This window comes from Candidatus Phytoplasma pruni (genome assembly GCF_013391955.1).
In the GTDB taxonomy this organism is placed as follows: domain Bacteria; phylum Bacillota_I; class Bacilli_A; order Acholeplasmatales; family Acholeplasmataceae; genus Phytoplasma.
The window spans coordinates 16,880-31,273 of the sequence record NZ_JABUOH010000053.1 but is presented as its reverse complement, the minus strand read 5'-3'; the positions used below and the strand labels follow the sequence as shown (position 1 = coordinate 31,273).

Here is a 14,394-nt window from a genome sequence, read left to right as displayed (position 1 = left end):
AAAAAAAAAAAACAAGTAGATGAGCTTTTTACTTGTTTTTTTATTCAATTTAATAGAATTATTGTATTTTGATATTAAAAAAATGATACAATTTAACCTTCTTTCATGAAAAAAGGTTAAAAATTAGAAAAAAATTATATAGGAAAAACCATAAAAAAACATATTCTTTTACGTTTAATTATTTTTTTAACCCATAAATCAACCAAAATTTTTTTAATTTTTTCCTGCAAAGAACTGTTTTTCTTTCTTAAAAGAAAAACATCCTTTTTTTTAAAGAAATATTGTGATATAATTAGTAAACATTATATATAATATTTATTGAAACAAGATAAAAATTAATTTTAAAAATTTATGAAAAATAAAGGATTTAAAAGGTTATTTTATGAACCCAAACATTATTGAATTTAAAAAAAAATTAACTACTTTAGAGCAACAAATTAAAACAGATCTTCAGGCTATTAACGATATGAAACAGTTACAACAAGCCGAAGTAGAATATATTGGTAAAAATGGTCAAATAGCCGCTTTATTGAAGGAATTAAGAAATTACTCTTTAGAAGAGAAAAAAACTATCGGGAAAGCTATTAATCTTTTAAAACAAGAAATAAACACTTTATTTCAAGAGAAAAGCAATGTTTTAGAACAAGAACTATTGAACCAACAATTAAAAGAAGAAGAAACCGATATTTCCTTACCTTCTTTTCAATTACCAGTCGGAACCATCCATCCTTTAAATAAAATCCTGGAACAAGCGGAAGACTTTTTTTTAGGCATGGGTTATTCTATTTATGATGGTAACGAAATTGTGAGTGATTTATATAATTTTGAATTAATGAATATTGGTAAAGAACATCCAGCAAGAGACATGCAGGATTCTTTTTATTTAAACATTAATCCTCAATCGCTTTTAAGAACCCACACCTCTTCGGTCCAAATTCAAGCTATGTTAGCCAGCAATTCACAACCTTTAAAAGTTATCTCTTATGGTAATGTTTTCCGTCGTGATAAAGATGATGCAACTCATAGTCATCAATTTACCCAATTAGAGGGCTTCGTTATTGACCAACACACTACTTTAATGGATTTAAAGCAAACTATTATTATGTTTATGCAACACATTTTCGGTCCTAAACAGAAATTGTTATTCCGTCCTTCTTATTTCCCTTTTACTAATCCTAGTTTAGAAGTTGACCTAATTATCGAACAAGAAGGTGAAAAAGACGTTTATTTAGAAGTTATGGGAGCAGGTCCAATTCATCCCGAAATTTTAAAAAACGGTGGTTTTGATCCAGAAATTTTCCAAGGTTTCGCTTTTGGGATCGGTATCGAAAGAATCGCGATGTTAAAATACGGTATTAAAGATATTCGTCATTTTTATAATAACGATAAGCGTTTTTTAAAGCAATTCGCAAAATAATTTTTATCATCTTTTATTAATCAAATAATTTACTAACAAGGAGTTATCTTATGATAATTAACGAAAATATCTTAAAAAAATATCTTTTCCCCCTACCTCATAATTTAAAAGATTTAACCAATAACCATATTATTGAAGTAGAATCAACCGACCTTATTAACCCTAACCAAGAGTTAATTATAGGGGAAATAGTCCAATTTGAAAAAATACCTCAGACGGCTAAACTTAATTTAGTACAAGTTAATATCGGGAAAGAGGTTTTATCTATTGTTTGTGGCGCTTCTAATTTAGCGGTCAATAAAAAAGTCGTAGTGATTCAAAGTGGGTCTTATTTAGACGCTATTAAGACCACTATTGAGAAAAAAACCCTTTGTGGGGTGGAATCTAACGGTATGATTTGTTCCTCTGAAGAAATCGGTTTAAATCTGAAACATTTAACAGACCACGAAAACGCCGAAGAAGGGATTTTACTGTTAGGCGATGACGCTCAAGTAGGTCAATCAGCCCTAGAATATCTTCGATTACAAGGTTCTTTTGTCGAATTAGCTTTAACGCCGAATAAAGCGGAGTTATTGTCTCATATTGGGTTTGCGAAAGATTTAGCCGCTATTTCTACGCCCGAACAACCTCTTAAATTTATCGCTCCTTCTTATGAACCTCTTCAAGAAGACCAAGAAATGAACCCTTTTCAAGTAAAAATCAATAACGACCATTGTTGGGAATATAATCTACGTTATTTAACGGATGTAAAAGTGACCACTAGCCCTTTATGGTTAAGAAATATTTTAAATACTAGTCATATTAAACCAGTGAATAATGTAGTGGATATTATGAACCTCGTTATGATTGAATATGGTGTTCCTATTATCGCTTTTGATGCTGGTAATTTAAAAAAACCTGTTATTGAAATTAATCAAGCTGTTGCTGGGCAAAAAGTGGTTGATGCTGAGAAGAACGAATATCTTTTAAACGCAGAAGATATAGTGATTACCAACGATAAAAAGGTTATTTCCGTAGCGGGAATGATTAATGCCGCTGAATACAACATTAATCACCAAACAACAGATATTATCCTTTCCACAGCTGCTTTCCAAACAGCCAATGTTTTTCAAACGAGTAAAAGGTTAAATATCCAAAACGAAAATGCTTTACGTTTTAAAAGAGGAATTGACCAAGCGTTATTAAAAGAGGCTTTAGAGAAAGCGACCTCTTTATTACAAGAATTAACTGCGGTTAAAGTAAGCCAAAACATGGTTTCTATTCACCGTAAAACACGTCAAAACCCTGTTTTAACTTTCTCTTTAGAAAAGATTAATAAAAAAACCGGGATTAATTTTTCTTCCCCAGAAGTCATAGATATTTTAACTAAATTGGATTACGAAATTAAGACTTCAGAAAAGAACGTTTTTCAAGTGGTTGGTCCATCTCGACGTTATGATGCGGAAATTTATGAAGATGTTATTTCGGATTTAATTCGTATTCGTGGTTATAATGATATGGATACTTCCGAACAAAGCCAATACAAAACGATTGGTTTAAGAACTAACCGTCAACAAGGCTTATATAAATTAAGAAATTTATTAGCTAATTTAGGCTTTATGGAGGTAAAAACTTATAGCCTATTAAACGAAACTCTTTTTAAAATGTTTTCTGATAGTCAGGAATATGTTTCAGTAACTAAGCCTATTTCCAAAGAAAAAACCATTTTAAGACAGAATTTAGCCGCTAATATGATAGAAGTCTTAAGTTTCAATCAAAAAAATAATAACCTCAATAACGCTTTTTTTGAAATCGGTAAAGCTTATTATTCTGACCGAGAAATCATGCATTTATCTTTAGGCTTAAGTGGGTTATTTTTCAATTCTAGTTGGTTGAAACAAGATATCGAAAGTTCTTTTTTTGTGTTAAAAGGGGTCTTAGAAAGAATTCAATTGTTTTTAAACATTGATTTAAAGTTAGTTAAAACTAAGGAATATGCGAACCTTCACCCTGGTAGACAAGCTAATATTGTCCTAGATAACGAAAAAATTGGTTTTATTGGTGAAGTTCACCCTCATGTTAATAACGCTTATCATCTGAAAAAAAGCTTCCTTTTAGATCTTACTTTAAAAGATAGCTTTTTTGATGAACCAAAACCTATCGTTTTTCAAAACATTAATAAATTCCCTTCTATCACTAGAGATTTGAGTTTTTTAATTAACCAACATTACACTTTTGAAGAAGTATCTCTCTTTTTACAACAAGAAGTATCAGATATTTTAGTCCAATACGTGCTTTTAGATCTTTATCAAAATAAAGATTTATCCGCTGAGGAATATTCCTTGTCTTTCAGGTTTACTTTTAAAGATGCTCAACAAAGTTTACAAAAAAACAATGTTGAAGAAATAATGACTAAAATAGAAGATAAATTAAAACAAACATTTCAAGTCCAAATCAGATAAGGTGGTTCATTTTTTTGCGTAAAGGAATTATAATTGAATTTTTAGCTAAAGATTATGTTATTGTTGATCTAGAAACTGAAAAAAAAATTCATGCCCAAGTTAAAGGAAAAATACAAAATATTAAAAATAATTCTGATACTGCGGATTACTCCAAAATAAAAGTGGGCGATATAGTCATGTTTGAACGTAAAAAAAACCAATTTTTAATTGATAGCATCGTTCCCCGTACTAACGAATTACAAAGACCTAGTATCGCTAATATCAACCAAGTCTTTTTAGTCTTTTCTTTGGTAAATCCGAAGTTTCAATTTAAACTATTAGATAAATTTTTAATTATTTTACAAAGATTCCGTTTAAAAATAATTTTAATTTTTACTAAAACAGATTTAGTGGAACCATCCAAAATAGATCTTTTAAAAGAGAAAATCTCTTATTATGAAAAATTTTATCAGGTTTTTTACGTTACTAAAACTAATAAAGAGGGTTTAGATGTTTTATACCCTCTTTTCAAACAACAAGTCACCATTTTAGCCGGACAAACCGGAGTAGGTAAATCGACTTTATTAAATTCCTTAACTTCGCTTAATTTAAAAACTCAAGAAGTTTCGAAGCATTTAAGCAGAGGGAAACACACTACCAAAAACTCGAAATTATTTTTTTTCCATGAAGGATATATAGCGGATACTCCTGGTTTTTCGAAACTAGATTTATCAGAAATTAAAGCTGAAGAAATTAAAAATTTTTATAATGATTTTGTCCTTTTATCTGAAGAATGTTTTTTTGGTTATAGTTGTTTACATATTAATGAGAACAAATGTAAAGTCAAAGAAGCGGTACAAAACGGCTCTATTCCTCTAAAAAGATATAATAATTACCTTTCTTTTGTAGAAGAAATTAAAAACAAAAGAACCAAATTTAAACATAAAACATGATAATTTTCGGATTTTACCTTTCTTTTCCATATAAAGCTGAAAATAAAGGTAAAATAATATCAGAAACTCATTTTTTAAAGAAGAAAGTTGTTTATTGATATGAATTTTGATAAAATTAACCAAAGACAAAAAAAAATACGTAATTTTTCTATTATCGCTCATATAGACCACGGGAAATCAACTTTAGCGGATAGAATTTTAGAAATAACTAATACCATTGAAAAAAGGTCCATGAAATCTCAATATTTAGATTCGATGGATTTAGAACAAGAACGTGGTATTACTATTAAATTAAATTCAGTGGAAATTCTTTATCAAGCGAAAAACGGGGAAGAATATATTATGCATTTGATCGATACCCCAGGACACGTGGACTTTAGTTATGAAGTTTCACGTGCTTTGGCTGCTTGTGAAGGAGTTTTGCTAATAGTAGATGCTTCGCAAGGAATTCAATCCCAAACTTTATCCAACGTTTATTTAGCTTTAGAAAATAATTTAACCATTATTCCGGTTTTAAATAAAGTAGATTTGCCTAACGCTGACGTAGAAAAAACTAAATTAGCCATTCAAGATACTCTAGGATTAGATACGAATACTATTATTTCCGCTAGTGGTAAAACTGGTTTAGGAGTAGTGGAAATTTTAGAACAAATCATTACTAATATCAAACCACCCCAAGGAGACGCTGCTAAGCCTTTACAAGCCTTAATTTTTGACTCCACTTTTAACACTTTTAAAGGCGTTATTCCTTATATTAGGATTATTAATGGTATAGTTAAAAAAGGCGATAAAATCCGTTTTATGGCTAGTAAAGCGGTTTATGAAGTGATTGAAGTAGGTATTTTCAACCCGCATCCTTTTAAAAAAGATTTTTTAGCAGCAGGCGATGTAGGTTATCTAACTGCTTTTATTAAAAATATGGACGCTGTGAGAGTGGGCGATACTATTACTTTACAAAAACACAACCATGTAGAAGCTTTACCAGGTTATCGTCAAATTAATCCGGTAGTGTTTTGTGGGCTATATCCTGCGGATACGAGTAAATACGAAAGTTTAAAAGAAGCTTTACAAAAATTAAAATTAAACGATTCTTCTTTACTTTATGAAAAAGAAAATTCTAATGTTTTAGGTTCTGGTTTCAGGATTGGTTTTTTAGGTCTTTTACATATGGAAATTACCCAAGAAAGAATTGTTAGAGAATTCGGTATCGAAGTAATTATTACCGCTCCTTCGGTAATTTTTCATGTTTTTACCAAACAAAATAAAAAAATTATTATTGATAATTTAAACAAATGGCCTAATAACCAATCTATCGAAAGAGTAGAAGAACCTTATATTAACGCTTTTATCACTTGTCCAGAAATGTATATCGGAGCAGTCATGGAGATTTCTCAAAATAAAAGAGGTCAATTAGAGAATATTCAATATTTAAACGATCAAAGGGTAACTTTGAATTATTTATTACCACTTTCCGAAGTAATTTATAATTATTTTGATAAATTAAAATCCGCGACCAAAGGTTATGCGTCTTTTGATTATCAATTAGATAACTATCGCCCTAGTAAATTGAAAAAAATGGATATTTTATTAAATTCTGAAGTCGTGGAAGCGCTGTCTTTTATCGTACATGAAGATTTCGCTTATAACAGAGGGAAAGCTATTTGTCAAACTTTAAAAACCATGATTCCCAAACAAATGTTTGAAATTACCATTCAAGCAGCTTTAGGAAAAAAAATTATCACCCGAGAAACTATTAAATCGATGCGTAAAAACGTAATTGATAAATGTTATGGTGGTGATGTGACTAGGAAGAAAAAACTTCTTTCCAAGCAAAAAGAAGGTAAAAAGAAAATGAAAACAATAGGAAGAGTTAAATTACCTCAAAAAGCCTTTTTAGCTATTCTTTCCGCCAACGACAATTAAAATTTAAATTGTCTTAATAGCTTAACAAGCTCAAAGGTTATTTAATTTGTTCAAAAGAGGTTGAAAAACATGAGCAATTTAATCGAATTAAAAAACATTAATAAAGTCATTGATAGTCAAATTATTTTAAAAGATATTAACTTAGAAATCAAAACTAATGAATTTGTGACTTTATTAGGTCCTTCAGGATGCGGAAAAACCACTATTTTAAAAATTATCGGTGGTTTTGATGATTTTAGTAGTGGTGATATTCTTTTTAACAATCAAAGCATTGTTGATGTGCCGCCACATAAAAGATTAATTAACACTGTCTTTCAAAAATACGCTTTATTTCCTCATTTAAATGTTTTAGAAAATATCGCTTTTGGTTTGAAAATAAAAGATTTAAATTATGAAACTAACCAAAAAATCAAAGCTTTAAAAAATAAAACCCAACAAGAGATGAATAATGTCATTGATTCTTATCAAGAAAAAATAATGGCTAAAACCACCTCTAAACCGACTTGGTTACAACGTTGGTTCAAGGTGGGTTTTGGACCTGAAATCAAAGCTTTAAACCAAGAGTTAAAAGAAAAAATAAACTTGATTAACCAAGAACACCAAAAAAAATTAACTCTTTTAAAAAAAGACCTTTTAACTTATCAAGAAAAAGACGCTTTTATTAAAAAGACTGTGATGCATTATTTAAAATTAGTTGGTTTAAAGGGTTTTGAAAATAGAGATATTAACCGTTTATCAGGCGGACAACAACAAAGGGTCGCTATCGCGAGAGCTTTGATTAATAAGCCTAAAGTCTTATTGTTAGACGAACCTTTAGCAGCGCTGGATTTAAAATTAAGACAAGAGATGCAGTACGAATTAAAAGAAATTCAAAGAAATTCTGGGATTACTTTTATTTTTGTGACACACGATCAAGAAGAAGCTTTAGCTTTAAGTGATAAAATCGTGGTTTTAAAACAAGGTGAAATTCAACAAATCGGCACTCCCCAAGATATTTATAACGAACCGGCTAATAAATTTATCGCCCAATTTATCGGAGAATCTAATTTAATCCCTGGAGTGATGAAAAAAGATTTTTTAGTATGGTTTGATGATAAAGAATTTGTTTGTGTTGACCGTGGTTTTGATGAAAACCAAAAAGTAGATGTAGTGATTCGTCCGGAAGATATTGATATTATTAAATGGGAAGATGGTTTAATCCAAGGAGTCGTCCAATCGGTTTTATTTAAAGGAGTTCATTGGGAAGTAATTATTAATACTAAACATCGTCAGTATTTAATTCATACCACGGATTTTGTACAAATAGATAGTAAAGTAGGGATTACTTTCAATCCAGAAGATTTACATATTATGGAAGTATGGTAAAAAAGATGTCATCCTCAAACACCAACAAAACTAATAAAATTTATAAATGGTTGTCTTTGCCGTATTTTATCATTATTATTTCTTTAGTGATTGTCCCTATTTTCATTATTGTCTTTGATTCCTTTCAACAATATAAGGAACAAAATTTAGTTCCAATGGGTTTTACCACTGAATATTATCAAAACTTTTATAAGAATCTAAATTTTATTTATGTCTTATTAAGGTCAATTTCGATCGCTGTTATCGCTACTGTTTTAATTATCCTTTTATCTTATCCTTTGGCTTATATTGTTTCTAAAAGACATCCTTTAATCCAACCCATCTTAGTTTTATTGATTAATGGGACTATTTGGATTAATATGATTTTAAAAACCCAAGCTTTGGTACAAATTTTTTCTTTAATAGAAAGGTTTTTAAATATAAGGATTTTAGAAAGTGATATCGCTATGTTTATTGGTTATATTTACTTATTTTTACCTTATATGTTTGTTTCTATTTATTTGAGTATCGTTAAAATAGATCCTAACTTGGTAGAAGCGGCTAAAGATTTAGGAGCTAACGAAAAACAAATTTTTACCAAAATCATTTTCCCTTTATCTTTACCAGGGGTTTTAGCCGGAACTGTTTTAATTTTATTACAAATAGTGACCAATATTGTTGTTCCTAAATATTTAGGACCTACTACCGTTACTTCTATTAGCGAACTGATTGAAAATACCACCTTTTTAAACGGAGATATCAAAAGTGCTTGTGTAATGGCAGTTAATTTAACTTTGTTAATGTTTTTAATTTTAACTTTTTTTAAAAATAGTAACAAATATAAAGGTAATAATGATTATGCAAAAGAAAAATAAAACTACTTTTTCCTCCCTCTTTTTGGTTTTGATGTTGATCTTTATTTATCTTCCTATTATTTCCTTAATTATTTTTTCTTTTAATGAAAACGAAGGAAGAATCGCATCTTTAGTGCATTTTAACAAATTTGGGCTGAAATGGTATTATAAAATATTTCAAGATAATTCGATTAAATCCGCTATTATCGTTACTTTTCAAATCGCTTTCTTATCGACTTTTTTTGCTACTATTTTTGGCACTTTAGCGGCTATTTCTTTAATGAATTATAAAAAGAAATGGCGTAAAGCGATTTTAAATGTCAACCAATTACCAATCATTATTCCGGAAATAATTAACGCTTTAGCGTTATTTGTTTTATTTAGTTTTGTGGGTTTAACTAGCGGTTTTTGGCGTATGTTATTAGCTCATATTTCTTTTAGCGTTCCTTATGTTTTGGTCACTGTTTACGCTAAATCCTCTACTTTAGATATAGATTCCATCGAAGCCTCTTATGATTTAGGCGCTACGCCTTTGCAAACCATTATCAAAGTAGTTTTGCCGCAATTAAAAGGTTCCATGTTGGCTGGGGCGAGTATCGCTTTTGCTTTATCTTTTGATGATTTTATTATTTCGTATTTCGCTGGTGGAGCAGACTATCAAAATATATCCGCTTATATTTACAGCTTAAAAGGAACCGTTAATCCTACTATTAACGCTTTATCATCTATTTTAATTTTATTTGTGCTAAGTAAAATTTTATTAAATTATTTAAAATTAAGAAAAGACTCTAAAAAACATGAATAAAAAAAAATATCTTTTGGGGGGCGTTTTTTTGATAGTCTTTTTTAGCGTTTTTTATTTAGCACATAAAATGATGAGAAAAGACTCTTCTCATCCAGAAAAACAAACTATTATTTTGTTTAATTGGGGGGAATTTATAGAACCCAGTCTTATCAATGATTTTAACGAAATATCAAAAGAATACGTCATTAAACAAAGTTTTTTTTCTTCTAATGAATTGGCTGTTAATAAAATTAAAGCCGGGGATAAATACGATATAGCTATTTTAAGCGAATACGCGATAGAAAAATTAAACAAAGAAGAACCGACTTTATTGGAAAAAATTGATTACAATAAAATTGATAAACTTAAAGACAAAAAAGAAATAGACGATATATTTACAACAGTATTTAAAGGCGTATATAAAGAGAGAATTCCAGAAGATATAAAACCTTACACTATTCCTTATTTTTGGGGTAATTTAGGTTTATTATATAATACAAAAAAAATAAAAGAATCGGAAATCCCAAATTGGAAAGATTTAATGATGGGTCCGGAAAATAAAATTTCTTTATATAATAATTCTTTTGAAGGACTTTTTATCGGTTTGAAGGCGACTGGTGGGGATATTAAAAACCCTACTTCAGATGACATCATTAAAGCTAAAAAATGGCTATTAGACTTGAAAAAAACCAATAATAAATTATCTTTTGTTACTGATCAACTTCTAGATCAAATGAAAATCGAAGGCGAAGAAAAATACGATATTTCTTTAACTTATTCTGGTGACGCTAGATTCTTAATGAATCAAAATAAGAATTTAAAATTTTATCCTTTTAATGCAGGCGACAAAAAAGAAAGAGGTACCAATATTTGGGTTGATAGCATTGTGTTACCGAAAAACGCGAACACCAAAGGAGCTTATGCGTTCATCAATTTCTTATTGGAAAAAGACAAAATAAGAAAAAACGCCGAATTTATCGGTTACGATTCGCCTTATGAGGACATCTCAGAAGATAGCCGATTAAAGATCGTAATAAATAAAGAAGATCAAATGTATCAATATGATAAAGAAAATAAAAAAGAAATAAATGATTCTTGGAATGAAGTGTACGCTCATCCTAGACCACAAGATAATTATTTATTGTTTATCAATTTATTCATTATCTTAGTTCTGCTTTTATTACCATTTATCAAATCTTTTCGTAAAAAATAGCTTTTTAAAACCAATTTCATCGATTTCTTTTCACCTTATAACAGCAAGAAGAAAATAATGATCTTTATTATAGAAAAAAATATAAAAGCAAATGATAATGATAAAATATATAAATATGATATAATAAGGAAAAGAAATTATTCTTGGAATAGAGTTTATGTCTGTCCGAGACTAGAAGATATCTTTTTATTATGTATGGAATCATTTATTATCTTCATTTTTCTTTTATCCCCATTGATCAAATCTTTTAGTAAAAAATAAAAAGGAGGAATATAATTCATGGAAAGCATGGAATGGATGCATATAGCGTTGCGTTTATTAACTTTAGTGATATTTCTGTTCGGTATAATTTTAATCAGTCAGGCGACTAAAAAAATGATAGAAAAAAATAAAAAAATGTTTGAACACAATAGTAAATTAGCGGAAGAAAATCAAAGATTAAGTAGAGAACATTTGAGAATGGCAGAAGAAAAAAATAAATTATTAGAAAAAAATAATGCTTTATTAGAAGAATTAAACCAAAATTTAAAAAACAAAAAATAATTTGCCCTATAATAAAAAAGGCCCTTTTAAAGGGTCTTTTTTATCTTTATAATATATGTAATAATTTTTTATACCAAAAAAGCTTATATACCAGTTTTTTTAAAATTAGCTAATAATGATTTGGTATAAGGGTGTTGTGGATTATGTAGAATCGCTTTAGTAGAGCCTTTTTCTACCACTTTTCCTCCGTACATAACGATAATATCATCTGCCATTTGAGAAACAACCCCTAAATCATGAGTGATAAATAAAATAGAGATCTTTTGTTCTTTTTTCAATTCATTCATTAAGTTTAAAATTTCTTTTTGCACGATAACATCTAAAGCGGTAGTCGCTTCATCAGCGATTAAAATTTTAGGCTCACAAACTAAAGCCATCGAAATCATAACTCTTTGACACATCCCGCCGGATAATTGATAAGGATAGGATTCCATAATCATTTTGGGATTTTTAATTTTTACTTTATCTAACATTTCTAAAGCTTTATCATAAGCTTCTTTTTTGTTCATTTTACGGTGTAACATTAAAACATCCATTATTTGGTGTTTAATTTTAAAAACGGGGTTCAGACTTGCCATAGGATCTTGGAAAATCATTGCTATTTCGTTACCACGAATTTTCTGCATTTCTTGAGTATTAAACTTAGAAATAACTTGGTTGTTGAAAACAATTTCTCCTTGGTGTATTTTTTGATTGGGCTCAAACAATTGTAAAATAGACATAGCTGTTTGGCTTTTGCCACTACCAGATTCTCCTACAATACCTAAAGTACGTCCTTCTTCCAATTCAAAACTAACCCCTTCCACCGCTTTGATGAAACCTTTTTGAGTTTGAAAATAAGTATGTAAATTATTAACTTTTAATAAACTCATGCTTTTTTGCCATCCTTTTGACTGGTTTTTTTATTTTTAACAGTACAAGCGACAAAATGATTAGGTGACGCTTCATGCCAATCTAGATCTTTTTGACCTGCTCTGTATAAAAAAGAGACTTTATCAGTTTCATATGTAATTTTAAAACGATTTTCTTTTTCTGTTTCTAACTTAGGAATAGCGTTTAATAATTGTTTGGTATAAGGGTGTTGAGGATTTTTAAAAATTTGCTCTGTAGGAGCTAATTCCACTAACTTACCCAAATGCATAACCGCTATACGATCGCTAATATAACGCGCTACTCCTAAATCATGAGTGATAAACAAAAAAGTCAATTGATATTGTTTTTTTAAATCATCTAAAAGGGTTAAAATTTGCTCTTGAATAGAAACATCTAAGGCTGAGACTATCTCATCACAAACGACAAATTTAGGCTTTAAAATCAAGGCTCTAGCGATAGATATCCTTTGTCTTTGTCCACCAGATAATTGATGAGGGAAACGATCATAAAAAGATAAATCAACTCCACATTTTTCCATCATCTGCAAAATCATCTTTTTATATTCCGGATCATTTTTGCTTTTCACCATTTTATGAATCAATAAACCTTCGCCAATAATATCCCCTATTTTCAAATGAGGATTTAAAGACGAAAAAGGATCTTGGAAAATAATTTGTAAGTCTTTTCTCAATAAACGTGTTTCTTTATTGGATAAAAGGGTTAAATCTATTTCCTGTTCGTCGTTATAATAAAAAACATGACCCGAAGTAGGTTTTTCAATTTGTAAAATAGTTTGCCCTAAAGTTGATTTACCTGAACCAGAACCACCCACAACACTTAATGTTTCTCCTTGAAAAACGGCTAAATTAATATTATTATTCGCTTTTAAAACGATATTATTTTTTTTCAAAAAAGCCTTTTTTAAGTCAAAAAATTTAGATAAATTTTGTGTTTTAATTAAAATTTTATTTTTTATCATTTTTTTTCAAATCCTTTTTATTTGTTTAAATAAGACTTAAAACCACGTTTTTTTTATTAAAAAGTAATCTTTTGAAAGGAACCTATTTATCATTCTTTTATTAGAGGAACCAATAATCCTTCTTTTATAATGATTCAGAAATCTTTTGGTTTTTTCGTTCTTTTTCCGATTAATTGGCAAAAAGATTCATTATTCTTGTTGTTCGTTTTTAGGGTCAAAATGTTCCATTAAACCAGAACCTATCAAATTAAAAGATAAACACGTTAAAACGATCACGATGAAAGGTCCTAAAAATAGATGGAAATACCATCTCATATCATTTTTACTGGAACTCAAAATACTGCCCCATTCAGGAATTTGTGGATCTAGTCCTAAACCGATAAAACCTAGTCCTGAAGCGGTTAGAATAGCGGATGACATACTTAAAGTAATTTGAATGATGAAAAAAGACGTTAAATGAGGCAAAACATGTCTAAAAATAATTTTGATATCACTCGCCCCTAACGCTTTAGAAGTTTTAATGAAATCTTTTTGTTTTATTTTCATCGTATTAGCTCTCATCACTCTGATAAAAGAAGGTATACGAGAAATACTTAAAACAATCACTAACGAAGTCATGCTTTTATTTAAAAAGAACATAATGACGATAGCTAAAATAAAGTCAGGGAAAACTACTAAAATATCACATACAAAATTAATCACAGTATCAAAAAATCCTCTAAAATAACCCGCCATAATGCCTAAAAAAGAACCTATTATGCTGCTTATTAAAACAGAATAAAAAGCTATTTGTAAAGAAATTTTAGCTCCATATATCACTCTACTAAATAAATCTCTCCCAGTGGAATCTGTTCCCATCCAATGAGTCCAACTAATTCCTTGTAAGCGTTTGTAAGGCGATACATTCGGATTTTTGATAAAAGAAAAAAAAGGCATCACAAAAGAGAATACAATTAAAAGAGTTAAAAATAAAGAACCAATTAAAATCTTTTTATTGCTTTTGATTGTTTTAAACGTTTTATGAATCGCTTGTGGTATTTTTTTTATTTTTAACATTTAAATTCGATTATCCTTTCTTTGAAAATTTATGT

12 protein-coding genes are annotated in these 14,394 nt (G+C 29.2%); 9 read left to right on the top strand and 3 right to left on the bottom strand.

The window, feature by feature from the left end:
* The first annotated feature begins 382 nt into the window (after window positions 1-382).
* The 9 genes from pheS to HR065_RS02610 all read left to right on the top strand — a co-directional run bounded on the left by pheS (window position 383) and on the right by HR065_RS02610 (window position 11,451).
* A complete protein-coding gene (gene pheS / locus HR065_RS02650) occupies window positions 383-1,417 on the top strand; it encodes a phenylalanine--tRNA ligase subunit alpha (RefSeq protein WP_178734355.1) in 1,035 nt (344 codons plus the stop codon).
* Between the two features lie 50 nt (window positions 1,418-1,467).
* Complete coding sequence (gene pheT / locus HR065_RS02645) at window positions 1,468-3,858, top strand: phenylalanine--tRNA ligase subunit beta (protein WP_178734354.1); 2,391 nt, start codon at window positions 1,468-1,470, stop codon at window positions 3,856-3,858.
* A gap of 14 nt (window positions 3,859-3,872) precedes the next feature.
* A complete protein-coding gene (gene rsgA, locus HR065_RS02640) occupies window positions 3,873-4,790 on the top strand; it encodes a ribosome small subunit-dependent GTPase A (RefSeq protein WP_178734353.1) in 918 nt (305 codons plus the stop codon).
* Window positions 4,791-4,889: 99 nt separating this feature from the next.
* On the top strand, window positions 4,890-6,713 hold the full coding sequence (gene lepA / locus HR065_RS02635) for a translation elongation factor 4 (protein ID WP_178734352.1): 1,824 nt from the start codon (window positions 4,890-4,892) through the stop codon (window positions 6,711-6,713).
* A gap of 69 nt (window positions 6,714-6,782) precedes the next feature.
* Entirely contained in the window at window positions 6,783-8,078 is a 1,296-nt protein-coding gene (locus HR065_RS02630) for an ABC transporter ATP-binding protein (RefSeq protein WP_178734351.1), read from the top strand.
* A gap of 5 nt (window positions 8,079-8,083) precedes the next feature.
* Window positions 8,084-8,932, top strand: a complete 849-nt coding sequence (locus HR065_RS02625; RefSeq protein WP_178734350.1) for an ABC transporter permease — start codon at window positions 8,084-8,086, stop codon at window positions 8,930-8,932.
* Window positions 8,916-9,716, top strand: a complete 801-nt coding sequence (locus HR065_RS02620) for an ABC transporter permease (protein WP_178734349.1) — start codon at window positions 8,916-8,918, stop codon at window positions 9,714-9,716. The genes HR065_RS02625 and HR065_RS02620 overlap by 17 nt, the downstream gene beginning before the upstream one ends.
* Entirely contained in the window at window positions 9,709-10,908 is a 1,200-nt protein-coding gene (locus tag HR065_RS02615; protein WP_178734348.1) for an extracellular solute-binding protein, read from the top strand. Before HR065_RS02620 ends, HR065_RS02615 begins: the two co-directional genes overlap by 8 nt.
* A gap of 279 nt (window positions 10,909-11,187) precedes the next feature.
* The gene (locus HR065_RS02610; protein ID WP_178734347.1) at window positions 11,188-11,451 is read left to right on the top strand and encodes a hypothetical protein; all 264 of its coding nucleotides are present in this window, start codon (window positions 11,188-11,190) and stop codon (window positions 11,449-11,451) included.
* Between the two features lie 83 nt (window positions 11,452-11,534).
* On the opposite strand, the gene HR065_RS02605 is transcribed toward HR065_RS02610, so the two are convergent.
* From HR065_RS02605 to HR065_RS02595, 3 genes are all read right to left on the bottom strand, one after another.
* Window positions 11,535-12,323, bottom strand: a complete 789-nt coding sequence (locus HR065_RS02605; RefSeq protein WP_178734346.1) for an ABC transporter ATP-binding protein — start codon at window positions 12,321-12,323, stop codon at window positions 11,535-11,537.
* Window positions 12,320-13,303, bottom strand: a complete 984-nt coding sequence (locus HR065_RS02600) for an oligopeptide/dipeptide ABC transporter ATP-binding protein (protein ID WP_178734345.1) — start codon at window positions 13,301-13,303, stop codon at window positions 12,320-12,322. The genes HR065_RS02605 and HR065_RS02600 overlap by 4 nt, the downstream gene beginning before the upstream one ends.
* Window positions 13,304-13,492: 189 nt before the next feature.
* The gene (locus tag HR065_RS02595; protein ID WP_178734344.1) at window positions 13,493-14,359 is read right to left on the bottom strand and encodes an ABC transporter permease; all 867 of its coding nucleotides are present in this window, start codon (window positions 14,357-14,359) and stop codon (window positions 13,493-13,495) included.
* Window positions 14,360-14,394 lie beyond the last annotated feature (35 nt).